The organism is Methylopila sp. Yamaguchi, from assembly GCF_002897035.1.
GTDB lineage: Bacteria > Pseudomonadota > Alphaproteobacteria > Rhizobiales > Methylopilaceae > Methylopila.
In genome coordinates, this window is record NZ_BAUX01000015.1 from 91,843 (window position 1) to 117,503 (window position 25,661).

At 68.5% G+C, this 25,661-nt stretch carries 20 protein-coding genes and 2 pseudogenes; 14 read left to right on the plus strand and 8 right to left on the minus strand.

Annotation, left to right across the window (positions count from 1 at the left end; all coding sequences use genetic code 11):
* Positions 1–26 precede the first annotated feature (26 nt).
* The 5 genes from hflX to METY_RS16555 all read right to left on the minus strand — a co-directional run bounded on the left by hflX (position 27) and on the right by METY_RS16555 (position 6,620).
* Positions 27–1,421 (minus strand): GTPase HflX, encoded by a 1,395-nt coding sequence (gene hflX / locus METY_RS16535; protein ID WP_103122475.1) that lies wholly within the window; start codon positions 1,419–1,421, stop codon positions 27–29.
* 32 nt (positions 1,422–1,453) lie between these two features.
* Positions 1,454–1,720 (minus strand): RNA chaperone Hfq, encoded by a 267-nt coding sequence (gene hfq, locus METY_RS16540; RefSeq protein WP_020185473.1) that lies wholly within the window; start codon positions 1,718–1,720, stop codon positions 1,454–1,456.
* A 234-nt stretch (positions 1,721–1,954) separates the two neighbouring features.
* Positions 1,955–2,815 (minus strand): D-amino-acid transaminase, encoded by an 861-nt coding sequence (locus tag METY_RS16545; RefSeq protein ID WP_103122508.1) that lies wholly within the window; start codon positions 2,813–2,815, stop codon positions 1,955–1,957.
* Between the two features lie 141 nt (positions 2,816–2,956).
* On the minus strand, positions 2,957–4,321 hold the full coding sequence (ntrX, locus tag METY_RS16550; protein WP_103122476.1) for a nitrogen assimilation response regulator NtrX: 1,365 nt from the start codon (positions 4,319–4,321) through the stop codon (positions 2,957–2,959).
* 55 nt (positions 4,322–4,376) lie between these two features.
* Positions 4,377–6,620: a sensor histidine kinase NtrY-like gene (locus METY_RS16555; RefSeq protein WP_103122477.1), complete on the minus strand. Its 2,244-nt coding sequence runs from the start codon at positions 6,618–6,620 to the stop codon at positions 4,377–4,379.
* 228 nt (positions 6,621–6,848) lie between these two features.
* On the opposite strand from METY_RS16555, the gene METY_RS16560 reads away from it, so the two are divergent.
* Together METY_RS16560 and metF are read left to right on the plus strand one after the other, a co-directional pair.
* Positions 6,849–7,874, plus strand: a complete 1,026-nt coding sequence (locus METY_RS16560; protein WP_103122478.1) for an ArsR/SmtB family transcription factor — start codon at positions 6,849–6,851, stop codon at positions 7,872–7,874.
* Complete coding sequence (gene metF, locus METY_RS16565) at positions 7,874–8,785, plus strand: methylenetetrahydrofolate reductase [NAD(P)H] (protein WP_103122479.1); 912 nt, start codon at positions 7,874–7,876, stop codon at positions 8,783–8,785. Before METY_RS16560 ends, metF begins: the two co-directional genes overlap by 1 nt.
* 30 nt (positions 8,786–8,815) lie before the next feature.
* Here the strand turns inward: metF and METY_RS16570 are convergent, their stop codons facing one another.
* Positions 8,816–9,121 (minus strand): hypothetical protein, encoded by a 306-nt coding sequence (locus METY_RS16570; protein WP_146035741.1) that lies wholly within the window; start codon positions 9,119–9,121, stop codon positions 8,816–8,818.
* Between METY_RS16570 and METY_RS16575 the strand changes: the two are divergent.
* Positions 9,102–10,145 (plus strand): annotated as a pseudogene (locus METY_RS16575) (homocysteine S-methyltransferase family protein); the annotation flags it as partial. The gene METY_RS16570 and the pseudogene METY_RS16575 overlap by 20 nt on opposite strands.
* Positions 10,146–10,252: 107 nt before the next feature.
* Positions 10,253–13,017, plus strand: a pseudogene (metH, locus tag METY_RS16580) (methionine synthase); the annotation flags it as partial.
* A 113-nt stretch (positions 13,018–13,130) separates the two neighbouring features.
* Here the strand turns inward: metH and METY_RS16585 are convergent.
* Positions 13,131–13,667, minus strand: coding sequence for a GNAT family N-acetyltransferase (locus METY_RS16585; protein ID WP_103122483.1), 537 nt, complete (start codon positions 13,665–13,667; stop codon positions 13,131–13,133).
* 117 nt (positions 13,668–13,784) lie between these two features.
* Positions 13,785–14,648: a glutamate racemase gene (gene murI, locus METY_RS16590; RefSeq protein WP_103122509.1), complete on the minus strand. Its 864-nt coding sequence runs from the start codon at positions 14,646–14,648 to the stop codon at positions 13,785–13,787.
* 153 nt (positions 14,649–14,801) lie between these two features.
* Between murI and METY_RS16595 the strand changes: the two genes are divergently transcribed.
* From METY_RS16595 to METY_RS16640, 10 genes are all read left to right on the plus strand, one after another.
* Entirely contained in the window at positions 14,802–16,415 is a 1,614-nt protein-coding gene (locus tag METY_RS16595; protein ID WP_444849098.1) for a peptide ABC transporter substrate-binding protein, read from the plus strand.
* A gap of 46 nt (positions 16,416–16,461) precedes the next feature.
* A complete protein-coding gene (locus tag METY_RS16600) occupies positions 16,462–17,382 on the plus strand; it encodes an ABC transporter permease (protein WP_103122485.1) in 921 nt (306 codons plus the stop codon).
* A complete protein-coding gene (locus tag METY_RS16605) occupies positions 17,375–18,493 on the plus strand; it encodes an ABC transporter permease (protein WP_103122486.1) in 1,119 nt (372 codons plus the stop codon). Before METY_RS16600 ends, METY_RS16605 begins: the two co-directional genes overlap by 8 nt.
* A 147-nt stretch (positions 18,494–18,640) precedes the next feature.
* Positions 18,641–20,293, plus strand: a complete 1,653-nt coding sequence (gene ettA, locus METY_RS16610) for an energy-dependent translational throttle protein EttA (protein ID WP_103122487.1) — start codon at positions 18,641–18,643, stop codon at positions 20,291–20,293.
* 55 nt (positions 20,294–20,348) lie between these two features.
* Positions 20,349–20,636, plus strand: a complete 288-nt coding sequence (locus METY_RS16615; protein ID WP_103122488.1) for a type II toxin-antitoxin system Phd/YefM family antitoxin — start codon at positions 20,349–20,351, stop codon at positions 20,634–20,636.
* Positions 20,626–20,991 (plus strand): type II toxin-antitoxin system VapC family toxin, encoded by a 366-nt coding sequence (locus tag METY_RS16620; protein WP_103122489.1) that lies wholly within the window; start codon positions 20,626–20,628, stop codon positions 20,989–20,991. The genes METY_RS16615 and METY_RS16620 overlap by 11 nt, the downstream gene beginning before the upstream one ends.
* Entirely contained in the window at positions 20,988–21,770 is a 783-nt protein-coding gene (gene tam / locus METY_RS16625; protein ID WP_103122490.1) for a trans-aconitate 2-methyltransferase, read from the plus strand. Before METY_RS16620 ends, tam begins: the two co-directional genes overlap by 4 nt.
* A complete protein-coding gene (locus tag METY_RS16630; protein WP_103122491.1) occupies positions 21,767–22,363 on the plus strand; it encodes an MOSC domain-containing protein in 597 nt (198 codons plus the stop codon). Before tam ends, METY_RS16630 begins: the two co-directional genes overlap by 4 nt.
* A gap of 124 nt (positions 22,364–22,487) precedes the next feature.
* Positions 22,488–24,125 carry a glucose-6-phosphate isomerase gene (pgi, locus tag METY_RS16635; RefSeq protein ID WP_103122492.1) on the plus strand — a complete coding sequence of 546 codons (1,638 nt, stop codon included), beginning with the start codon at positions 22,488–22,490 and terminating at the stop codon, positions 24,123–24,125.
* 270 nt (positions 24,126–24,395) lie between these two features.
* Positions 24,396–25,661 (plus strand): DEAD/DEAH box helicase (locus METY_RS16640; protein ID WP_103122493.1); only part of this gene is annotated, 1,266 nt, incomplete at its 3' end.

Consider the following 25,661-nt stretch of genomic DNA (forward strand, 5'->3'; position numbering starts at 1 on the left):
CCCGACCTGGAGGGCCGCGGGCGGCCTCAATCCTCCCGCGGAGCGCCGCCTTCGACCTTTGCGAAGCGTCGGCGGATGCCCTCGACGCGTCCCGGCTCGACGCGGATCGTGACCTCGACCGCGCCGTCGTCCTGGGGATGTCGCGCCAGCACGTCGGCATGGCCGAACAGCCAGTTCACGCCGGCGCCGTCGTCCGGGGCGACGGTGACCAGCAGCGTCTCCCGCCCGGCCGACAGCCGCTCCTCGATCGCCCCGAGCAGGACGTCTTCGCCCTCCCCCGTGAGCGCGGAGACCAGCACCGGCCGCTCCGCCGCCTCGCGGCGGGAAATGGTTGCAGCGAGGTTCTCGCGCGCGCCCTCGTCGAGCTTATCGACCTTGTTCCAGACCTCCACGACGCGCTTCGTGTCGCCGAGGTCGATCCCGAGGTCCTTCAGCACGCCGGCGACGTCCGCGGCCTGAGCTTCGGTGTCCTCATGCGCGACGTCGCGCACGTGAAGGATCACGTCGGCCTCGATGACCTCCTCCAGCGTCGCCCGGAAGGCGGCGATCAGCTGCGTCGGCAGTTCGGAGATGAAGCCCACCGTGTCGGAGAGGATGGCGTGCGCGCCATGCGGCATCGTGATCGACCTCAGGGTCGGGTCGAGCGTCGCGAACAGCATGTCGGCCGCCACCACCTCGGCGCGCGTCAGCCGGTTGAACAGCGTGGACTTGCCCGCGTTGGTGTAGCCGACGAGCGCGACCACCGGATAGGGCACGCGCTTTCGGCCCGCGCGATGCAGGCCGCGCGTGCGCTTCACCTGCTCGAGCTCGCGCTCGATCTTCAGGATCCGCTCGGTGATCATCCGGCGGTCGGCCTCGATCTGGGTCTCGCCCGGGCCGCCGAGGAAGCCGAAACCGCCGCGCTGGCGCTCCAGATGGGTCCAGGAGCGGACGAGCCGGCTTTTCTGCCAAGTGAGATGGGCGTGCTCGACCTGCAGCACGCCTTCCTTTGTGCGCGCGCGACGACCGAAGATCTCCAGGATCAGGCCGGTGCGGTCGAGCACCTTGGCGCCAAGCGCCTTTTCGAGGTTGCGCTGCTGCACCGGCGTCAGCGCCGTGTCCGCGACGACGAGTTCGATCTCGGACGCCTTGATGATGTCCGCGAACTCCTCGACCTTGCCCTTGCCGATAAAGGTCGAAGGCCGGATCTGCTGGAGCGGGACCAGCTTGCTGTCGAGCACGTCGAGGTCGATCGCCTGGGCGAGGCCGACCGCCTCCTCAAGGCGCGCGGCCGGGCTGCGCTCGGCGGGGTCACCCGGCCGTCGGCCCACCACGGGCGTCATGACAAAGGCGCGGGTCCGGTCGGCCCGCGCGGTCAGATGCCCGCCGCCGGCGTCGCTCACGCCGTCGTCGTCATGGCTGTCGATGTCGTCCTGTCGCATGCGTCTCCGTCACGGCGCCGATGCGCGCGCCGTCAGCGGGCGGCCCGCGCCGGCGCCTCGTCGGCCTCCTCCGGCTCGAAGAGCTGGATCGGATGGCCGGGCATCACCGTCGATATGGCGTGCTTGTAGACGAGTTGCGAGTGCCCGTCGCGACGCAGCAGCACGCAGAAATTATCGAACCAGGTGACGACGCCCTGCAGCTTGACGCCGTTCACGAGGAAGATGGTGAGCGGCACCTTGTTCTTGCGAACGTTGTTGAGAAACGTGTCTTGGAGATTCTGGGAGCGTTCGGCCGCCATGTTCTTCTTCTTCCGTTAGAGGCTCAGGCCAGTTGGGCGCTTCCGCAGCGCCGGCTGGGAACCGACGCTCCGACGCTGAAGGATTTTTTTGGCCGCCCCGCTTTTTTCGCGACGGCGCCGCATGTGGCGGCGCCGCCCTTATTAACGCCACCACGTCCGGATTTCGCAAGAGCGAGATGAGGCCGAGAGCCGGCCGCGGCGCCGCGCGTCCACGGCTTTCGCCGCGGCGCGGCCTCAGCTCTCCGACCGATGGGCGAACTCGTGGAAGCGACGGCGCAAGCCGAGCGCGACGGGCCCCGGCTTGCCGTCGCCGACCGGCGCGCCGTCGATCGCGATCACCGGCGTCACGATCGCGGTCGCCGCGGTGTTGAAGGCTTCCTTCGCCCGCCGCGCCTCCTCGACCGTGAACGGCCGCTCCTCAATCCGCATCTGGAGCTGCTCGGCCATGTCGATCACCGCCGCGCGGGTGACGCCGCGAAGAATGCCGTCGTCCGCCGGCCGCGTCACGATCACGCCTTCGGCGGTGACGATCCAGGCGTTGGTGGAGCCGCCCTCGGTCACGCGGCCCTCTCGGTCGACGAACCAGGCCTCCCGCGCGCCGGCCTCCTTCGCCTGCTGCTTGGCGAGGACGTTGGGGAGGAGGCCGATCGACTTGATGTCCACCCGCGGCCAGCGGTTCTCGGGCACGGTGATCACCTTTACGCCGGCTTCCGCCATGGCGTCGGCCTTGGCCCTGTCGGCCGAACGCGACGTCACCACCAGCGCCGGCGCGGCGTTGGATGGGAAGTAATGGTCCCGGCGCGCGACCCCGCGGGTGACCTGGAGGTAGACGATCCCGTCCCTCACGCGGTTACGACGCACGGTCTCGCGCAGCACGATCTTCAGCGCCGCCTCCCCGAGCGGCGGAGCGATCTTCAGCTCCGCGAGCGAGCGCCACAGCCGCGCGAGGTGGCGCGGCTCGTCGATCAGCCGCCCGTCCCGCACCTCGCAGACCTCGTAGACGCCGTCGCCGAACTGGTAGCCGCGGTCCTCGATGTGGACGCCGGCGTCGGCGTGGCGGACATACTGGCCGTTGACGTAGGCGATGCGGGACATTGAATCGGTTCCGAGAGGTTCAAACTGGAGCGTCATGGTCCGGCTTGACCAAACCATCCATCGTCGACGTCGAGCTCCACGTCGAGGATGGGTCCTCCGGTCGCGCCGGAGGACGACGGCGCATTTTACGTCGATGGGGCGTCAGCCGATCCCGAGCGCCTTGAGCTTGCGGTGGAGCGCCGAGCGCTCCATGCCGATGAACTCGGCGGTGCGGGAGATGTTGCCGCCGAAACGGCTGATCTGCGCGAGGAGGTACTGCCGCTCGAAGATCTCGCGCGCGTCGCGCAGCGCCAGCCCCATCAGCTGCTCGCCGCCCGCGCCGTGCGGCGTCGGCGGGACCATGGTGCCGATCTCGGAGGGCAGCATGCTGGCGGTCACCACCGCCTCCGGATCGCCGCCCGCGAGGATCATCAGACGCTCCACGTTGTTGCGGAGCTGGCGGACGTTGCCCGGCCAGTCGTGGCTCTGCAGCACCGCCATGGCGTCCTCGCCGATGGTGCGCTTGGGCAGGCCCGTCGCGGACGAGATCTGCTCGAGGAAGAAGTCGATCAGCTCCGGGATGTCCTCGCGCCGCTCGGCGAGGCCGGGCACGCGCACCGGGACCACCGCGAGGCGGTGGAACAGATCCTCCCGGAACCGTCCCTCGGCGATCTCGTCCTCGAGGTTGCGCGCGGAGGAGGAGATGATGCGCACGTCGACCGACACGCGGGTGGAGCCGCTCACGCGGGTGAAGGTCTGTTCGACGAGCACGCGCAGGATGCGATTCTGCGTCTCCCGCGGCATGTCCGCGATCTCGTCGATGAACAGCGTGCCGCCATGCGCCTCCTCGAGCGCGCCGATCTTTCGGCTGCCGTTGACGCCTTCGACGCCGAACAGCTCCTCCTCCATCCGCTCAGGCGTGATCGTGGCGGCGTTGATCATCACAAACGGGCCGCCGGCGCGCGCCGAGGCGTTGTGGATCGAGCGCGCCGCAAGCTCCTTGCCGGCGCCTGAAGGGCCGGTGATGAGAATGCGGCTGTTGGTCGGCGCCACGCGGTCCAGCGCGTTGCGAAGCTGGTTCATCACCGTCGAGCGGCCCACGAAGCGGGTGGGATGGGCCGATCCGCGCTTGAGATCGCGCAGCTCCCGCTTCAGCCGGTAGGACTCGAGCGCACGCTGGGCGATCAGCACGAGCCGGTCGGCCTTGAACGGCTTCTCGATGAAGTCGTAGGCCCCGCTTTTGATCGCCGCGACGGCGGTCTCGATGTTGCCGTGGCCGGAGATCATCACGATCGGAAGATCGGGATGCTGGCTGTGGATCTGGTCCAGGATCTCGAGCCCGTCGAGCTTCGAGCCCTGCAGCCAGATGTCGAGGAAGACGAGCTGCGGCCGGCGCTTCTCGATCTCCGCGAAGGCTTCGTCGGAGTTCCGAGCCGTCCGCGCGCCGTGGCCTTCGTCCTGAAGAATGCCGGCGACGAGCTCGCGGATGTCAGCTTCGTCGTCGACGATGAGGATGTCGGTCGCCATGAGAGGACTTGCACACTCCGAGTGGGATTTTCAGGCGGCGGAACGATCGGCCGTATCAGGCCGCCGGAGCCGCGCGGGACGGGACGGTCGAGGACGAGGCCGGCGCCCGGGCTTGGAACCAGAGCCGCACGAGAGCCCCACGTCCGCCGGAGGAGACGTCAGGGGCGTCGAGAAGCTCCACGCCTCCGCCATGCTCCTCCATGATCTTGCCCACGATCGCGAGACCGAGGCCGGTGCCCTTCTCGCGCGTCGTCATATAGGGCTCGAGCAGGCGCTGTCTGTTCTCGGTCGGCAATCCGGCGCCGTTGTCGATCACATCGATGACCGCCAACTCGCCCTCGCGCCGCACGGACACGTTGATCCGGCCGGCGCCGCCGGCGTTCTCGGGAACCGCCTGCACGGCTTCGGTCGCGTTCTTCACGATGTTGGTGACGGCCTGCGAGATCAGCCGCCGGTCGAACATCGCGGGCGCCGGGACGTCGGCGCCTTCGAGTTCGATCCGGATGTCGGGGTAGCCGACGCGCATCATGAAGACGCCCTGCTTGACCACCTTGGCGAGGTCGTCCTCCTCCATCTTCGGCTTGGGCATGCGCGCGAAGGAGGAGAACTCGTCGACCATCCGCTTGATGTCGTCGACCTGGCGGATGATCGTGTCGGTGCACTGGTCGAAGACCTCGCGCTCCTCGACGATGACCTTGCCGTACTTGCGGCGGATGCGCTCCGCCGAGAGCTGAATTGGGGTGAGCGGGTTCTTGATCTCGTGCGCGATGCGGCGCGCGACGTCGGCCCAGGCCGAGGTGCGCTGCGCCGCGACCAGCTCCGTGATGTCGTCGAGCGTCACGACGTAGCCGTGTTCCTGGGCGGTCGAGGTCTCGGTGGTGAAGCGAACGTTGACGGTGCGCTCCCGGCCGGCCCGGAGCAGCGTCACCTGCCCCTGGACCAGCCGCTGGGCCCGGCCGAGCGCGGCGTCCACCAGCGGGCCGAGTTCGGGCGCGGCCTCCTTGAGCGAGAGGCCGAGCAGCTGGGTCTCCTGCGCGCCGAGCAGCTTCTCCGCCGTCCGGTTGATCAGCGTCACACGGCCCGCAGGATCGATGCCGATGACGCCCGCGCTGACGCCGGCGAGCATCGCCTCGGTGAAGCGGCGACGGCTGTCGATCTGGTCCGAGGCCTCCAGCAGCTCGTTGCGCTGGCTGCGAAGCTCGGAGGTCATCTTGTTGAAGGTTTCAGCGAGACCTCCGAGGTCGCCCTGCTTCCGGGTGATCGGAACCTGAACATAGAGGTTGCCCTGGCTGACTTGGTCGGCCGCCGTGATCAGGCGGCGTATCGGGGACACGAGCCGGTTCGCGAAGGCGAGGCCGAGCCAGATGGCGGCGAGCAGGAGAGACAGCGCCACCACGAGATAGAGCAGCGCGAACGTCGCCTGGATGCGCGGTCGGCGGAGGGTGAGCGAAGAGTATTCCTCCGACCCCTGCTCCACCAGCCGCATGTAGCTGTTCGCGCGGGGGTCCACCGGGCGGGCCACGAACAGCACGAGATCGTCGTAGTTCGCGAGCTTGAGCACCGCGCCGATCGCGTTCTGCTTGCCCGGCGCGAGCAGCGTCGGCTCGTCGGTCGGCGCGCCCTGGACGTCGACCAGCGGCGGACGCGGAAACTCGCGGCCAATTTGGATGTTGGCCCGCTCCACCACCGTCATGTCCGGCTTCAGCAGCTGCGCGACCGGCAGGCCGCGAATCTGAGCCTGGGCGGTGAAGAACTCGGCGAAGCGCTGACGGTCGTTGTCAAACAGCGGGCGGGCGCGGTTCACGTCGCTCGCCATGGCGAGGATTTCGCCGCGGATCGAGCGGGCGTGCTCGTTCAGGTAGGCGCGGGCGACGACGAGGGAGTTGTCGACGATCTCCCGGACACGCGTGGAGAACCAGCTGTCGAATCCGCGGTCGATCGTGACCACCGCGAAGATCGCGAGCAGGGCCGCAGGCGTGACCGCGAGCAGCGAGAACAAGCCGACGAGGCGCGCGTGGATCTGGGAGCCGGCCTGCCCGCGACGTCGCGCGATGAGGAACGCCCGCCCCTCCCAGAGGATGATGAGGATCAACAGTCCCGCGAAGGCCGCGTTGACGTAGACGGCGATCTGAGAGGCCCGCTCAGTGGGCTCTATGTCGAACCGTCCCGTGAGAACGACGAAGGTTACGAGCGCCGAGATCAGCGCCGCGGCGACGCAGACCGGACCGAGCAGGCCCGGCCCGCGCCTTTCGGGCGCGGCGGCTGGCAGCTCAGGCGCGGCGGACGCATCGCTCGGCATGAAACCTCTAAACAGGGGCGATTCCCGCATCGTTGCGCCGCACCCGACGTCGCTCCCCCCGAACCCGAGTCGCCGCCGCTTGATGATGCATCATGGGCACAGTGTTGTTCAAATGCGACAACTTCTGGGCGCTATGAACCGGATATCAACGATCACCTCGCCTCGCTCGGGACACAGAGGCTGAAACTCCGTTTGCGCGCGACGTGATAAAGATATAAAGACATCTTTATGTCTAGCTCACCCTCTCCAGCGCTTCGGCTCGGCCTCGACGTCGCCCTGTCCGCTTTGAAAGCCGCGGCGGAGCCGACACGTCTGCGGCTGCTCGCGCTTCTGGCGGAGGGAGAACTCACCGTGTCGGACATGACCGACATCCTTGGCCAGAGCCAGCCGCGGATTTCCCGCCACCTCAAGCTGCTGGTCGAGGCCGGGCTGGTCGAACGGCATCGCGAAGGCGCCTGGGCGTTCTTCCGGCTCTCCGACGGCGCGGGCCACGACGCATCGCTACGCGCCGCCCTGGCGCGACTCGACCCGGCCGATCCCGCGCTGCGTCGGGACCGCGACCGTCTGGCGGAGGTCCGCGCCGCGCACCAGCAGGCCGCTGCGCGCTACTTCAGCGCCAACGCCGAGCGCTGGGACGGCGTGCGGGGGCTTCACGTCTCGGAAGCCGCGGTCGAACGCGCCATTCTGGCCGCCGTTGGCGACGCGCGGATCGAAACCGCCCTGGACCTCGGCACCGGCACCGGCCGTATGCTGGAGTTGCTCAGCCCGCGGGTCGGCCGCGCGATCGGCGTGGACGCCAATCGCGACATGCTGGCGCTGGCCCGCGCCAATCTGGCGCGCGCCGGCGTGACCAATACGCAGGTCCGCCAAGGGGACATTTTCGCGCCGCCGGTCGAGACCGGCGCGTTCGATCTCGTCGTTGTGCATCAGGTGCTGCACTTCCTCGACGATCCGGCGCGCGCCGTGCGGGAGGCCGCGCGCGCGCTGCGGCCGGGCGGCCGGCTGCTGATCGTCGACTTCGCGCCCCATGGCATCGAGGAGTTGCGGGAGCGTCACGCCCACCGCCGTCTCGGCTTCTCGAGCGAGGCGATGGCCGGCTGGCTCGCGGCTTCCGGGCTCGACCTTGTCGCCCATTCCAATCTGCCGCCGCCCGACGGCGACGGCGACAAGCTCACCGTTTCGCTCTGGCTCGCCCGCGATCCGCGGATCGTGTCGGACGCGCTCCCCTCTTCCTCGAACCTCGAGGTCGCCTGATGCCCAACCACCGTCTCTCCCGCGCCGCGCGCCGCCCGGTCCGTGTGTCGTTCGAGTTCTTCCCGCCGAAGACCCCGGAGATGGAGGCCACCCTGTGGCGCTCGATCGAGCGCCTCGCGCCGCTCGACCCCACCTTCATGTCGGTAACCTACGGGGCGGGCGGCTCCACCCGCGAGCGCACGCACGCGACCGTCGCGCGGATGGTGACGGACACCGTCGTACCGCCGGCCGCGCACCTCACCTGCGTCTCCGCCACCAAGGCTGAGGTCGACGCCGTCGTCGACGCCTACCGCGAGGCCGGCGTGCGCCACATCGTGGCGCTGCGCGGCGATCCCGCGAACGGCGTGGGGGGCACGTTCGAGCCGCACCCCGGCGGCTACGCCTCGACCGCCGAGCTCGTGGCCGGCATCCGCCGCCGGGCGCCGGAAATCGAGCTCTCCGTCTCGGCCTACCCGGAGAAGCACCCCGAGAGCCCGAGCCTCGAGGCGGACTTCGACGTCCTGAAAGCGAAGGTCGACGCGGGCGCGAACCGGGCGATCACCCAGTTCTTCTTCGACAACGACCACTACCTTCGCTACGTCGACCAGGCGCGGGCGCGCGGCATCCACATCCCGATCGTGCCGGGCATCGTGCCGGTGTCGAACTTCAAGCAGACCGCGAGCTTCGCCGCCCGCGCCGGCGCAACTGTGCCGGAGTGGTTCGCCGCCCGTTTCGAGGGCCTCGACAACGACGTCCAGACCCGGCAGTTGATCGCCGCGGCCGTCGCCGCCGAGCAGGTGCTCGACCTGGTCGACCATGGCGTGAAGGACTTCCATTTCTACACGATGAACAAGGCGGACCTGGTCTACGCCGTGTGCCACCTGCTGGGCCTACGCCCGACCGCGGCGACGGCGAAGGCCGCGGCGGCCTGAGGCCGTGAATTTGAACGGAACGGCGCCATCTTAGAAGGTGGCGATCACGTAGCTTCCAAGATGGCCGAGCCGGACGACCTCGTGCTGACTCTGCTTCGGGAGTTTCGATGCGATAGACGCCAAATTCGATCCGCGCTTCGACGGGGTCGACGCGCGGATCGCCGAAAAGGACAAGAAGCTCGACGCGATCTGTGAAGCGCTCAGGAGCGAGACGATCCTCTCGGGCGCTACGTCGTGATCGGCGTTGATGATCGGCTGGAGGCGATCGAGAAACGTCTCGATGCGCTGGAAGTGTTGAAGTGAAGGAGTTGAGATCATGAGCGACGTCGAAACCACGCTGCGGAAGCTCGCCTCCGAGCGGATCCTCGTGCTCGACGGCGCGATGGGCACCATGATCCAGCAGCGCAAGTTCTCGGAGGCCGACTTCCGCGCCGAGCGCTTCAAGGACTGGGGCCGTGACCTCAAGGGCAACAACGACCTGCTGATCCTGACGCAGCCGGACGCCATCCGCGAGATCCACCTCGAATACTTCCGGGCGGGCGCCGACATCGTCGAGACCAACACCTTCTCCTCGACCACGATCGCGCAGGCCGACTACGGCATGGAGGCGCTCGCCTACGAGCTGAACGTCGAGGGCGCTCGGCTCGCCCGGCAAGCGGCGGACATCGCTCAGAAGGAGGACGGCCGACCCCGCTTTGTCGCCGGCGCGATCGGCCCGACCAACCGCACCGCCTCGATCTCGCCCGACGTCAACAACCCCGGCTTCCGCGCCGTGACCTTCGACGAGCTGGCGACGGCCTACGGCGAGGCCGCGCGCGGCCTGATCGAGGGCGGCGCCGACGCGCTGCTGATCGAGACCATTTTCGACACGCTGAACGCCAAGGCCGCCGTGTTCGCCATCGAGGAGATCTTCGCCGAGCGCGGCGCTCGCCTGCCGGTGATGATCTCGGGAACGATCACCGACCTGTCCGGCCGCACGCTCTCCGGCCAGACGCCGACGGCGTTCTGGAACGCGCTCAGCCATGCGCAGCCGTTGTCGGTCGGGCTGAACTGCGCGCTCGGCGCCAAGGAGATGCGCGCCCATGTGGCCGAGCTGTCGCGCGTCGCGGACACGCTGATCTGCGCCTACCCCAACGCTGGCCTTCCCAACGAGTTCGGACTCTACGACGAGAGCCCTGAGGCGATGGCCGTCTTCGTCGGCGAATTCGCGAGCGCGGGTCTGGTCAACATCGTCGGCGGCTGCTGCGGCACCACGCCCGCCCACATCGGCGCGATCGCCGAGGCGGTTAAGGGCAAGGCGCCGCGGAAGATCCCGGAGGTCGCGACCAAGATGCGGCTGTCCGGCCTTGAGCCGTTCGAGCTGGTGGCGTGAGACTTCGCTCGTTTCCACGGTCTGCGTGCTGCGAGGTTCCCGCTGCGCGAGCTCCTCAGCTTGAGGATCGTGAAGGATCGCTAGCGCGAACCTCCCTCACGCTGAGGAGCCGTCTGCAGGACGGCGTCTCGAAGCACGCAGCACGCCGATCCAATCGCCTTTCAATGACGGAAGCCCCATGACGACCTCCGCCGCCTCCCGCTTCGTCAACGTCGGCGAGCGCACCAACGTCACCGGCTCCGCGAAATTCCGGAAGCTGATCACGGCCGGCGACTACGCCGCGGCCCTAGACGTCGCGCGCGAGCAGGTCGAGAACGGCGCGCAGATCCTCGACGTAAACATGGACGAGGGCCTTCTCGACAGCGAGAAGGCGATGGTCGAGTTCCTCAACCTGATCGCCGCCGAGCCCGACATCGCCCGCGTGCCCGTGATGATCGACTCGTCCAAATGGTCGGTGATCGAGGCGGGCCTCAAGTGCGTCCAGGGAAAGCCGATCGTGAACTCGATCTCGCTGAAGGAAGGCGAGGAGAGCTTCATCCATTACGCCCGCAAGGTGCGCGCCTACGGCGCGGCCGTGGTCGTGATGGCCTTCGACGAGCAGGGCCAGGCCGACACCTTCGCCCGCAAGACCGAGATCTGCGCCCGCGCCTACAAGATCCTGACCGAGACGGTCGGGTTCCCGCCGCAGGACATCGTGTTCGACCCCAACGTGTTCGCCGTCGCGACCGGGATCGAAGAGCATGCGAACTACGGCGTCGACTTTATCGAAGCCACGAAGTGGATCCGCGAGAACCTGCCCCACGCGCATGTTTCGGGCGGCGTCTCGAACCTGAGCTTCGCCTTCCGCGGCAACGAGCCGGTGCGCGCCGCCATGCACTCCGTGTTCCTGTACCATGCGATCGCGGTCGGCATGGACATGGGCATCGTCAATGCGGGCGCCCTGCCCGTCTATGACGACATCGACCCCGAGCTGCGCGAGCTCGCCGAGGATGTCGTCCTGAACCGCCATCCGGACTCGACGGACCGTCTGCTGGCCGCCGCCGACAAGTTCAAGGGCGGCAAGCAGGAAGCGCGGGTCGTCGACACCAAATGGCGCGACCAGCCTGTGGCGAAGCGGCTGGAGCATGCGCTCGTCCACGGCGTGACGGAGTTCATCGAAGCCGACACCGAGGAGGCGCGCGCGCAGGCCGAGCGCCCCCTGCACGTGATCGAAGGCCCGCTGATGGCCGGCATGAACGTGGTCGGCGACCTGTTCGGCTCCGGCAAGATGTTCCTGCCGCAGGTGGTGAAGTCAGCCCGCGTGATGAAGCAGGCGGTCGCCTACCTCATGCCGTTCATGGAGGAGGAGAAGCGGCTGTCCGGCGCCGACCAGCGGCAGGCCGCGGGCAAGATCCTGATGGCGACGGTGAAGGGCGACGTCCACGACATCGGCAAGAACATCGTCGGCGTCGTGCTCCAGTGCAACAACTACGAGGTCATCGACCTCGGCGTGATGGTCCCGGTGCAGAAGATTCTCGCCGCAGCGAAGGAACACGAGGTCGACGTCATCGGTCTCTCCGGCCTTATTACGCCGTCGCTCGACGAGATGGTGACGGTCGCCTCGGAGCTTGAGCGCGAGGGTTTCGACATCCCTCTCCTGATCGGCGGCGCGACCACCTCGCGCATCCACACCGCGGTCAAGATCCACCCGGCTTACGAGCGGGGGCAGGCCGTTCACGTGCTCGACGCCAGCCGCGCGGTGGGCGTGGTCTCGCAGCTTCTGTCGGCCGAGAACAAGCCGGGCTACGTCGCCGGCGTTCGGGCCGATTATCTCCGGCTCGCGGAGCAGCACGCCCGCGCGCAGGAGGACAAGGTGCGCGCGCCGATCGCCGCCGCCCGCGCCAACCGGCACGTCCTTGACCTCGCCAAGGTGCAGCGGAAGCCCACGTTCCTCGGAACGAAGGTGTTCCACAACATCCCGCTCGAGACGCTGATCCCCTACATCGACTGGACCCCATTCTTCTCGACGTGGGAGCTGCACGGCCGCTACCCTGAGATTCTGACGAGCGAGAAGTACGGCGAGGCCGCGAAGAACCTGTTCGACGATGCGACCGCGATGCTGCGCCAGATGGCCGATGAAAAGTGGTTGGAGGCGCGCGCGGTGATCGGCTTCTGGCCGGCCGCGGCCCGCGGCGACGACATCGTCCTGTTCAAGGACGAGAACCGCTCCGAGGAGCTCGCCGTCCTCCACACGCTGCGCCAGCAGATGGCGCGCTCGAAGGACAAGCCGAACCTCGCGCTCTCCGATTTCGTGGCGAACGAGGCGAGCGGCGTCGCGGACTATGTCGGCGGCTTCGCCGTGACGGCGGGCATCGGCGAGGAGGCGATCGCGCAGCGCTTCGCCCGCGCCAACGACGATTACAACGGCATCCTCGCCAAGGCGCTCGCCGACCGCCTCGCGGAGGCCGCGGCCGAGTACATGCACGCCCAGGTGCGCCGCGAGCATTGGGCCTACGCTCCGGATGAGGCGCTCTCGAACGAGGAGCTGATCGCCGAGACCTACGACGGCATCCGCCCGGCTCCCGGCTACCCCGCGCAACCCGACCACACGGAAAAGGGCCTGCTGTTCGATCTGCTGAACGCCCCGGAAGCAATCGGCCTCACCCTGACCGAGAGCTACGCGATGTGGCCGGGCTCGGCGGTCTCGGGGCTTTACTTCAGCCATCCCGACAGCCGCTACTTCGGCCTCGGCAAGATCGACCGCGACCAGGTGATCGACTACGCCGCCCGCAAGGGCTACGCGCTGGCCGAGATGGAGAGATGGCTTGCGCCGGTGCTGAACTACGATCCCAACCGCATCGCGAAGATCGCCGCGGCGTAAGGGGCGTCGAACTCAACGCCTGTCATGGAGATGATCCGGTCACGCGGGACCATGACGAGCGCTGCCTAAGAACGCTCCCGAATCGGCGTTCGGCCGCCCGGATGACGCGGGGCTTACGCCGCCGCGTGCATGGCCGCCGTCCGGCGGTAGAGCACATGCGGCAGGGCGGCGTGCTGGAAAGGCTTGGCGTAGGCGAAGCCGAGGCGCTCCATCACCGCGAGCGAATGCGTGTTGGTCTCGGTCGTGAAGGCGACGATCTCAGGCAGACCGAGGTTCTCGAAGCCGAGCTGGAGCGCTGCGGCGCCGATGCGGGTCGCGTGGCCCTTGCAGCGAAGCTTCGGCATCAGCGCATAGGCGAGCTCGACCGTCTTCTCGCCGTCGGCCTCGCAGCGACGGATGCCGGCCCAGCCGGCGAAAGCCCCGTCCCGCATGTCGCGCAGGAACCACAAGCCGAAGCCGGCGTCGCGCCAGTGGGCGCGGGCGCGGGTGATGAAGCCGCGCGCCGCTTCGGGCGGGCGGACGCCGCCGAGCGTGACCATGACCGCGGGATCGGCGAAGGCCGCGGTGACCGCGTCCACGTAGCCGTCGTGCGGCACGTCGGCGAGAATGCCCTCGATCTCGAGGATCGTCGGATAGCGAGCGCTGAGCACTGCGGCGCGTCCTGTTTTTCCGCCTGTCGCGGCCGTCTGCGGTTGGATCCGCAGATCAGATGTCAAATGACATAAGACGATCGTGGCATCCTGAAGACAGGATGCACAAGATCGTCTTCAGTCGAGTGGAGAAACGCCGGCTTCGATCGCAGTGAGGCCGCGCGCGGCGAGCGCGCAGACTAGGGGCGACGGCGCCGTCCGGTTCGAGGTGAAAAGCGCGCGGCGTTCGGCCAGCGGTCCCGCGGGCATGGGCGAGGCGCTCAGCAGCGCGGCGACGCGGCGAGCGACCGCCGGCGCCGGGTCGATCCAGGCGACCTCCCAAGGGCTGAGCCCGCGGAAGCGCCGGGTGAGCAGCGGAAAATGGGTGCAGGCGAGGGCGACCGCGTCGGTGCGGCGTCCGTCCTCCTCCACGAAACAGGGCGCGATCTCGGCGGCGAGCGCGGCGTCGTCGATCGGCGCGCCGCGAAGCTCGGCCTCCGCAAAAGCGGCCAGGTTCGGCGCGCCCACGAGCGTGACCTTCACCGATCCCGCGAAGGCGTCGATCATGGCGTGCGTGTGCTCGCTGCGGGCGGCGCCGGGGGTCGCCAGCACGGTGACGAGGCCCGACCGCGTCGCGGCCACGGCGGGTTTCACCGCAGGCACAGTGCCGACGAAGGGCAGAGCGAAGCGGGCGCGCAGCGCCGGCAGCGCGAGCGTGGAGGCGGTGTTGCAGGCGATGACCACGAGGTCGGGAGCCTCGCGGGCGATCAGCTGCTCCATCACCGTCACCACCCGCGTGACGAGACGTTCGGGCGTGAGCGCGCCGTAGGGGAAGGCGGCGTCGTCGGCGGCGTAGACATAGGCCGCGTAGGGAAGCGTCGTAACCAGCTCGGCCAGCACAGTGAGCCCGCCGAGGCCCGAATCGAACACAAGAATGCGCGGCGTCCGGTCGAGCGGCGGAAGCGCCGCATTGGTGAGCCCCGCGAACAGATCCACGCCCATGCCTTCCGCCATGCCCTTCGCAACCGCACCCTGCGACGCTCATTCAACGCCGGGATGGTTACCGAAACGTGGCGAACCGCAAAGGTTTACTGAGCGTTGCAACGCGGCGACAGTCCGCTCCGTGCTTGCGGCGCAGAGACGGCGCCCCCTAGCATGACGCCGCCGCTTCGCCGATCGAGACCCTGCGTGACCCTTCTCCGCCGCCTCGCGCTCGCCTGCCTTGCGCTGCTGTTCGCGTTCGCGGCCTCGGCCGAGGTCGTTTACGACCGCGGCAACTCGGGCGAACCGGAGACGCTCGACCCACATCTCGTCTCCACGGTGCAGGAGGCCAACCTGATGCGGGACCTGTTCGAGGGCCTCACCGCCCACGACGGCCGCGCGAACGTCGTGCCCGGCATGGCGGAACGGTGGGAGGTCTCGGACGACGGCCGGACTTGGGCGTTCACCCTACGGCCCGACGCGCGCTGGTCGAACGGCGACCCGGTGACGGCGGAGGATTTCGTGTTCTCGCTCCGCCGCATTCTCGATCCGGCCTTCGCGGCGAAGTACGCCAACCTGCTCTACCCGATCCTGAACGCCGAGAAGGTCAACAAGAACGGGGCGCCGAAGGAGGCGCTGGGGGTCGTGGCGCGCGACGCCCGCACGCTGGAGATCCGGCTCGAACGGCCGACGCCCTACTTCCTCGAATTGCTGACCCACCAGACGACCTACCCCGTGCACCGCGCAAGCGTCGAGCGCTTCGGCCGCGACTGGGTGAAGCCCGGCCGCATGGTGACGAACGGCGCCTTCCGGCTCGCGGAGAACCTGCCGAACGACCACATCCGGCTGGAGAAGAACCCGTTCTTCCACGCCGCCTCCGAGATCGCGATCGACGTGGTCAACTACGTGCCGCTGGAGGACCGCGGCGCGGCGCTCCGGCGCTTCCAGACCGGCGAGATCCAGTCCTACGACGACGTGCCGGCGGAGCAGATCCCCTTCATCCGCCGCACCCTCGGGGATCAGCTTCGGATCGCGCCCTATGTCGGCGTCTACTACTACGCCGTGAACGTGCGGAAGGCGCCCTTCGCTGATCCCCGCGTCCGTCGCGCGCTCTCCATGGCCCTCGACCGAGAATTCATCGCCGAGAAGGTCTGGGCCGGCACCATGCTGCCGGCTTACGGCTGGGTTCCGCCGGGCTTCGACGGCTACGCTCCGGTCGAGGCCTCGTGGCGGTCGATGTCCCAGCTCGAGCGCGAGGACGCCGCGCTCGCGCTGCTGAAAGAGGCCGGCTTCGATCCCGCAGGAAAGCGGCTCGAGGTCGAGATCCGCTACAATTCGGGCGAGAACCATCAGAACACCGCGACCGCGATCGCGGACATGTGGAAGGCGATCGGGGTGGATGCGCGGCTGATCAACGCCGACGGCAAGACCCACTACGCCCATCTCCAGAACCGCGGCGACTTCGACGTGGCCCGCGCCGCCTGGATCGCCGACTACCGCGACCCGCAGAACTTCCTGTTCCTCGGCCTCAGCGACAACGTCGGCTTCAACTATCCCGGCTGGAGGAGCGCGCCCTACGACGCGCTGGTGAAGGCCTCCGACGACATCGCCGACCCGGCGGAGCGCCTCGACACGCTTCGGAAGGCGGAGGCGATCCTCGTCGACGAGCAGCCCATGATCCCGATTCTGTTCTACGCCTCCAAGGCGCTGGTCTCGCACCGCGTGAAGGGATGGGAGGACAACGTGATGGACATCCATCCCACGCGCTATCTGAGGCTGGACCCGTGAGGGTCCCGCCGTCTCCGAAACGTCGTTTCCGTCCGCGGCGCGCGCAATGATCGCCTTCGTCCTCCGGCGCCTGCTCTGGGCCATCCCCACGTTGTTCGCGGTGGTGACCCTCTCCTTCGTCCTCATGCGCTTCACGCCCGGCGGGCCGTTCAACGCGGATCAGGCGCTTGCGCCTGCGGTGCTCGAAAACCTCAAGCGCGCCTATCGGCTCGACCAGCCGCTCATCGTCCAGTACGGCGACTACCTCGCGCGGCTGCTCCAGGGCGATCTCGGCCCGAGCTACAGCTATCGGGACTTTACCGTCACCGAGCTGTTCGCCCGCGCTCTGCCCTACTCGCTGCAGATCGGCGGCGCGGCGCTCGTTCTGGCGCTCACCGTGGGCGTCGGGCTGGGCGCCCTCGCGGCGAAACGGCAGGGCTCCGCGCTGGACGCGGCCGTTACCACGCTCGCCGGCCTCGGCGTCACCGTGCCGAGCTTCGTCATCGCGCCGCTGCTCTCGCTGGTCTTCGCGGTCTGGCTCGGCTGGCTGCCGGCGGCAGGCTGGGGCCAGGGCGCGTTCGCATACAAGATCCTGCCGGTGGTCGCGCTCGCCCTGCCGCAGATCGCGGCCTTCGCGCGGCTGACGCGGGCCGCGACCATCGAGGCGCTGAAGGCCGACCACATCCGCACCGCTCGCGCCTACGGCCTCCCCGAATGGCGGGTGACGGCGCAGGCGCTGCGCGCGGCGGGCGGCCCGGCGCTGTCCTATCTCGGCCCGGCGGCGGCGGCGCTGCTCACGGGCTCGGTCGTGGTGGAGACCATTTTCGGCATTCCTGGGGTCGGGCGCTACTTCGTGCTCGGCGCGCTCAACCGCGACTACGCGCTGGTGATGGGGACGGTGGTGCTGGTCGCCGTCTTCATCGTCGCCTTCAACGTGGTGGTCGATCTCGCCTACGCCCTGCTCGATCCCCGGATCCGCCATGACTGACGCGACGCTCGCGGCTCCCGCGCGCCGGGGCGGCTTGGGCTGGCGGGCCCTGGGACGTCTCCGGCGGGACCCCGTCGGCCTTGCGGCGCTCGGGCTCCTGCTTGCGGTCGCCGCCCTCTGTCTCGTCGGGCCGTGGCTCTCGCCGCACCCCTACGACCGCGTTTACCGGTCCTATGTGCTCGTTCCTCCAAGCCTCCAGCCCTATCCGCAGGAAGCGACGCTGGAGGACGCTCTGCGGTCGGCGCTGGCGCGCGGCCGCGTGGAGCTCAAAAGCCTTTCAGTCTACGGGGACCGCTTTCGCGCCGAGATCGCGGGCGCCGAGCCGATCGACCCACGGGTGCTGCGCTACGTCGAGCGCGCCGACGAGTTCCGGAACGCAAGGCTCGCGGAGACGCGCGACGGCGGGCGAAGCGCGTCGCTTGAGGGCGAGGTGAACCGCGTGCGCTTCCTGATGGGCACCGACGCCAACGGGCGCGACCTGCTGGCGCGCATCCTCGCCGGGGGGCGCGTCTCGCTCGCGGTCGGGCTGCTCGCGACGCTGACGAGCCTCGTGATCGGCGTCGCTTGGGGCGCGGTCGCGGGCTTCGTCGGCGGCCGGACCGACGACGTGATGATGCGGATCGTGGACGTGCTCTACGCCCTGCCCTTCGTGTTCCTCGTCATCCTGCTTGTGGTGACCTTCGGCCGGAACTTCGCGCTGCTGTTCCTCGCGATCGGCGCGATCGAGTGGCTCGACATGGCGCGCATCGTGCGTGGCGAGACGCTGCGGCTGAAGCGGCGGGAGTTCGTGCAGGCCGCCCGCGCGCTCGGCGTCTCGGAAAGCCGCATCCTGCTGCGCCACATTCTGCCGAACATGGTCGGGACGGTCGTGGTGTTCGCCACGCTGACCGCGCCCAAGGTGATCCTGCTCGAAAGCTTCCTGTCGTTTCTTGGACTCGGCGTCCAGGCCCCGCTGACGAGCTGGGGCGCGCTGATCGCGCAGGGCGCCGGCAGCTTGCAGGGCGCGCCGCACCTGTTGCTGTTTCCCGCCGCTTTCTTCGTGGCGACGCTCGCCGCCCTGAACGTGCTCGGCGACCGACTGCGCGACGCGTTCGATCCAAAGGGTCGGTGAAGCGTCGGGATGAGGCGCGCTTCACGCTTCGGGAAACGCCCCTCCCCTTGCCGCCCCTCGGAGCGGCGCGCTAGAAGACGCCCGACCCACGACATCCGAGCGCCGGCCGCTTCCGCCGCGCGCGCATCCATGCGAGCCCGGGATCCTATGGCGCAGCGCGAATTCATCTATCACATGGCCGGCGTCTCGAAGGCCTTCGGCCCGAAGAAGACGCTCGACAACATCCACCTCTCCTTCTACCCCGACGCCAAGATCGGCATCCTCGGCCCGAACGGCGCCGGCAAGTCGACCCTGCTGAAGATCATGGCGGGGATCGACAAGGAGTTCACCGGCGAGGCCTGGGCCGCGAAGGGCGCGAGGATCGGCTACCTCGAGCAGGAGCCGCAGCTCGATCCGAACAAGACGGTCCGCGAGAACGTCATGGAGGGCGTCGCCTCGAAGACGGCGATCCTTGAGCGCTACAACGAGCTCGCCATGAACTACTCCGACGAGACCGCCGACGAGATGACGGAGCTTCAGGACCGCATCGAGGCGCTTGGGCTGTGGGATCTCGACAGCAAGGTCGAGCAGGCGATGGACGCGCTCGGCTGCCCGCCGGATGACTGGGACGTCACCAAGCTCTCCGGCGGCGAGAAGCGCCGCGTGGCCCTGTGCAAGCTCCTGCTGGAGGAGCCCGACCTCCTGCTGCTCGACGAGCCGACCAACCATCTCGACGCCGAGACGGTGAACTGGCTGGAGAACCATCTCAAGAACTATCCCGGCGCGATCCTGATCATCACCCATGACCGCTACTTCCTCGACAACGTGACCGGCTGGATCCTCGAGATCGACCGCGGCCGCGGCATCCCCTACGAGGGCAACTACTCCTCGTGGCTGGTTCAGAAGCAGAAGCGCATGATCCAAGAGAACCGGATCGAGGAGTCCCTGCAGCGCACGCTGAAGCGCGAGCAGGAGTGGATGGGCAACAGCCCGAAGGCGCGTCAGGCCAAGAACAAGGCCCGCATCCAGCGCTACGACGACCTCGTGGCCAAGGCCTCCGAGGCGGGGCCGACCAGCGCGCAGATCGTCATCCCGATCGCGGAGCGCCTCGGCGCCAACGTCGTCGAATTCGAAAGCATGTCGAAGGGCTTCGGCGACAAGCTGCTGATCGAGGACCTTACCTTCAAGCTGCCGCCGGGCGGCATCGTCGGCGTCATCGGTCCGAACGGCGCCGGCAAGACGACGCTGTTCCGTATGATCACCGGCCAGGACAAGCCCGACAAGGGCGTGATCAAGGTCGGCGAGACGGTGCAGCTCGGCTACGTCGACCAGTCCCGCGACGCGCTCGATCCCAACAAGAACGTTTGGGAAGAGATCTCGGGCGGCACCGACGTGATCTACCTCGGTAAGCGCGAGGTGAACTCCCGCGCCTATGTCGGCGCCTTCAACTTCAAGGGCGCGGCCCAGCAGAAGAAGGTCGGCGACCTCTCGGGCGGCGAGCGCAACCGAGTCCATCTCGCCAAGATGCTGAAGTCTGGCGCCAACGTCCTCCTGCTCGACGAGCCCACCAACGACCTCGACATGGACACGCTGCGCGCGCTCGAGGAGGCGCTCGAGGACTACGCCGGCTGCGCCGTCATCATCAGCCATGACCGCATGTTCCTCGACCGCATCGCGACCCACATGCTGGCCTTCGAGGGCGAAAGCCACGTCGAGTGGTTCGAGGGCAACTTTCAGGACTACGAGGAAGACAAGAAGCGCCGCCTCGGCCCGGACGCGGTCGAGCCCAAGCGCATCAAGTACCGCCAGTTCGCACGATGAGATGACGATCGGCGCGCTTCGTGCTAGCTAGCTTAGCTAGCCACGGAGCGCGCCCATGAGCGTCACCAACATCCATCAGGCGAAGACCAACCTCTCGAAGCTGATCGAGGCGGCGGAGCGCGGCGAGGAGGTGATCATCGCCCGCAACGGCAAGCCGGTGGCCGCGATCGTGCCGATTTCGCCGCCGAACCTCAATGAAAAGGATACGCCGGGCAAGCGGATCGAAGGCATCTGGGCGGGAAAGCTCGCTGTAAGCGATCCTGACTGGTGGAAGAACGACGACGAATTTATCGACCTCTTCTACGACGTCAGTAAATTCGCGAAAGATCCTGATGCTGCTTGATAGCAACGTGCTGATCTTTCTGACCACTCGATCCCCCATTCTCCCGCCGGGCGCGCTGTCGGCGATACGGGAGGCGTCGTATCTCGCCGTGAGCATGGCGACCGTGTGGGAATTGGAGATCAAGAAGGGCATCGGAAAGCTGAACGACATCCTGAAGTGGGACGAGCTCCAAGCTGACGGCCTTCAACTCCTCCCCATCGAGGTCGAAGACGCCGTCCTCGCCGGCTCCCTCCCCCTCCACCATCGCGATCCCTTCGACCGCATGATCATCGCGCAGGCCAAGCGCCGGGGGCTCCCGATCGTCACGCGCGACCGCGCCTTCGAAGACTACGGCGTACCGGTGATCTGGGCATGACGCTGAAGGAAGACTGGTCCGCCACGACCTACCTGCGGTTCGAAGACGAGCGCACCCGTCCCTCGGCGGACCTTCTCGCGCGCATTCCGGTCGCGACCGCGGGCCTCGTCGTCGATCTCGGCTGCGGGCCGGGCAACTCGACGGAGCTGCTCGGCCGCCGCTTTCCACAAGCGGAGGCCATCGGCGTGGACGCCTCTCCGGACATGCTCGCCGCGGCGCGCAAGCGCCTGCCCGCGGCCAGCTTCATCGAAGCTGACGTCGCGACCTGGGCCCCGGAGCGCCCGGCGGACGTGATCTTCGCCAACGCCGTGCTGCAGTGGCTGCCGAACCACGCCGTCCTGCTGCCGCGGCTCATCAGCCTGCTCGCCCCGGGCGGTGCGATCGCCATCCAGATGCCGGACAATCTCGACGAACCGTCGCACCGGGCGATGCGCGAAGTCGCGCTTGATCCCCGCTGGCGCGAGCGTCTAGCGGGAGCCTCCGCCGCACGGACGACGCTGCCGTCGCTGGAGGCCTATTACGACATGCTGCGGCCGCATGCGGCCCAGGTCGACGTCTGGCGCACCACCTACGCCCACCCGCTCGACGGCGCCGAGGGGATCGCGGACTGGCTGAAGGCGACAGGTCTCCGTCCGTTCCTCGACCCGCTGGACGGCGGCGAGCGGGAAGCCTTCGTCGCGGCCTATGTGGAGCGCGCGCGCCGTCTCTATCCCGCGCTCTCTGATGGCAAGGTTCTGTTGCGCTTTCCCCGGCTGTTCATCGTCGCGACGCGGGCATGAGCCGCGACCTGCTGGGCGGGGTCGTCGTCCATCCCGGCCGCCGTCTGACGGCGCGGCTCGCCCAGACTCTCGCGGTCGCCGACGCCGGAAGCTTCGAGACCGCGCCGGCCGCCGGGCTGACGCTGACCCTCGAGGGCGTGCCCGGCGATCCGCACGCCGGCTTCACGCGCCGCGCCGGCCCGCGAGAGCCTTGGCATCCCCGCGGAACCGAGATCCGCTCCGGCCGGCAGCTCTCCATCGTTTCCGTCGAGGAGCTTGCGGAGATCGCGGCCGCCTTGGGACGTTCCGCCGTCGAGGCGGGCTGGATCGGCGCCGACCTCGTCCTGGAGGGCCTCCCGAGCCTGTCCTTTCTCCCGGCGGGAACGCGACTGTTCTTCGAGAGCGGCGCCTGCGTTGTGGTCGAAGCGCAGAACGCGCCGTGCCGCCACGCCGGTCGGGCCATCGCCCGACGGACGGGACAACCGGGCGACGAGCTCAGCTTCCCGAAGATCGCCAAGCGCCTGCGAGGCGTGGTGGCGAGCGTCGAGCGCGCCGGCGAAGTCACGGCCGGCTCCGGCGTCGTCGTCCGCGTGCCCGAGCAATGGCTCTATTAGAACGAAACTCGGCCTTGCGGCCGCCGCGCCCCAGCTCGGCGATGTTCAAATCGCTCGCGACCCCTATGTTCCGCAAGGCGCGCGAGCCCGACGTCCCGCGCGCGCCTTTCGGAGATTCGCACGCATGACCGATGTCGCCGTCCTGTTCGATCGCCTCGCCGAGCTTCGCCGCGAGACCGAGGGCCTGACGCTCCGAAAACTCTTCGCCGACGACGCTGAGCGGTTCGCCCGCTACTCGGTGAAGCTCGACGATCTGCTCTTCGACTACTCGAAGACCCACATGACGCCCGAAGCGCTGGAGTTGCTGCTCGCGCTGGCGCGCGCCGCCGACGTCGAGGGACGCCGCGACGCAATGTTCGCGGGCGAGAAGATCAACGTCACGGAGAAGCGCGCGGTGCTGCACACGGCGCTGCGCGCGCCCGAGGGCGCCTCGATCCTGGTCGACGGGGTCGACGTGATGCCGGAGGTGCTGACCGAGCGCCGCAAGGCCGCCGACTTTGCTGAGGCCGTTCGCGCCGGCGTCCTCGAAGGCGCGACGGGCGAGCGCTTCACCGACGTCGTCAACATCGGCATCGGCGGCTCCGACCTTGGCCCGGCCATGGCGGCCCTCGCGCTCAGCCCCTATGCCCAACAGGGATTACGCGGGCATTTCGTCTCGAACGTCGACGGCTCGCACATCACCGACGTGCTCCGCCATCTCGACCCGACACGCACGCTGATCCTCGTCGCCTCAAAGACCTTCACCACCATGGAGACCATGGCGAACGCGCATGAGGCGCGCCGCTGGCTCGTGGGCGCGCTGGGGGAAGCGGCGGTGGGGGCGCACTTCGCGGCGATCTCTACCAACGTAAAAGCGGTCGAGGCCTTCGGCATCAGTGCGGACCGCATGTTCCGCTTCTGGGACTGGGTCGGCGGGCGCTACTCGCTGTGGTCGGTGATCGGCCTGTCTCTGATCATCCTGATCGGCGGCAAGAACTTCGACGCCTTCCTGGCCGGCGGCCACGAGGTCGACGAGCACTTCCGCACCGCGCCGCTCGAACGCAATATCCCGGCGCTGATGGGGCTGATCGGGATCTGGCACCGCAACGTTTGCGGCTACGACACCCACGCCGTTCTGCCCTACGACCAGCGGCTCGCGCGCTTCCCCGCCTACCTGCAGCAGCTCGACATGGAGTCGAACGGCAAGTCGGTGACGCTCGACGGGGCGCCTGTCGCCACCAAGACCGGGCCGATCGTGTGGGGCGAGCCCGGCACCAACGGCCAGCACGCGTTCTACCAGCTGCTGCACCAGGGCACGAACGTCGTTCCCGCCGACATTCTGCTCGGCGCCGTTCCGCACGAGCATGTCGCGGACCAGCACGCCATGCTGCTCGCGAACGGGCTGGCGCAGGGCGAGGCCTTCATGAAGGGCCGCACGACGGAGGAGGCGGCGGCGGAGTTGCAAGCCTCCGGTGTCGACCCGGCGGAGGCCGCCCGGCTCGCGCCGCACAAGACCTTCCCCGGCGACCGCCCGACCTCGACCATCGCATATCGCACCCTGGACCCGCGGACCCTCGGCCGCCTGATCGCGCTCTACGAGCACAAGGTCTTCACGCAAGGGACGATCTGGGGGATCAACTCCTTCGACCAGTGGGGGGTCGAGCTCGGAAAGGAGCTCGCGAGCCGGCTGATCCCGGTGGTGAAGGGCGAGGCTGGAACGGAGGAGCTGGACAGCTCAACGAAGGGGCTCGTCGAGCATCTGGCGAAGCTGCGGGAGGCGTGATGAGCGGCTCGTCGCGCGCGTCCCGCCGCGCGCCCTTTGCTCAGCCTTGACTTTTCCTCTTCGCACGTGCGAATAGACCGCATCGCACACGATGCGAGCCCTCGCGTCCAGGCCGCGTGAGTCGGGCCCTCGCCCGAACCTGCCGGACGCCCACGAACCTCCTCGACAGCCCAGATCACGCGGGGCGCGTCTCAACGCACCCGCCGTCGCCGCGCGCGCCTTTTTGAGGCCTGACGCGCGAGCGCGGCTGCATTCGAAAGCTATAGAACCTTGACCAAATTCACCGACCTCGGCCTGTCGCAGCCCATTCTCCAGGCGCTCTCGGCCGACGGCTACGAAACCCCGACCCCGATTCAGGCGCAGGCCATCCCGGCGCTGCTCTCGGGCCGCGACCTCATGGGCATCGCGCAGACGGGCACCGGCAAGACCGCCGCCTTCGCGCTCCCGATCATCGAGAAGCTCGTCGCGAACCCGCGCATGGCCCCGCGCCGGGGCTGCCGCGCGCTGATCCTGTCGCCGACCCGCGAGCTCGCCAGCCAGATCGCGGACTCGTTCCGCTCCTATTCCAAGAACCTGAAGCTTTCGATCGCTGTCGTGTTCGGCGGCGTCGCCGCCGGCCCGCAGGTCCGTAAGCTTTCGAACGGCGTCGACATCCTCGTCGCGACGCCGGGCCGCCTGCTCGACCATATCGACGGCAAGATGCTGCGCCTGGACCAGGTCGAATTCTTCGTCCTCGACGAAGCCGACCAGATGCTGGACCTCGGCTTCATCCATTCGATCCGCCGCATCCTGCCGATGCTGCCGCACCGCCGTCAGACGATGTTCTTCTCGGCCACCATGCCGAAGACCATCAAGGACCTGGCCGACGCCATGCTCACCGATCCGGCCATGGTCCAGGTGACGCCCGTCGCCAAGACCGCGGACCGCGTCGAGCAGAGCGTGGTTTTCGTCGAACAGTCGGGCAAGAAGGCTGTCCTGGTCGACGTGCTGCGCTCTCCCGACATCGGCCGCGCGCTGATCTTCACCCGCACCAAGCACGGCGCCGACAAGGTCGTGCGGCAGCTTGAAGAAGCCGGCATCGCCGCCGCGGCGATCCACGGCAACAAAAGCCAGGCCCAGCGCGAGCGTGCGCTCGGGTCCTTCAAGACGGGGCACATCAAGACGCTGGTCGCCACCGACATCGCCGCCCGCGGCATCGACGTCGACGGCGTCAGCCATGTGGTGAACTACGACGTGCCGAACGTCCCGGAGTCCTACGTCCACCGCATCGGGCGCACCGCACGCGCCGGGGCCGCCGGCCTCGCCGTTACCTTGGTGGCGAACGACGAGCGCATGTACCTCCGCGACATCGAGCGCCTCATCAAGCAGTCGATCCCCTCGACCGATCGCCGGTCCGAAGCCGGTAAGGCCGAGCCGGAGGGCGCGGGCGCCGCGTCAAAGACGGGACAGAATCGCGGGGGCGGCCGGCCGCAGGGCCAGGGTCGCCCGGCCGGCGGCGGCCAGCGCAACCAGCAGCCGCGCCGCGACGGCGGCCGG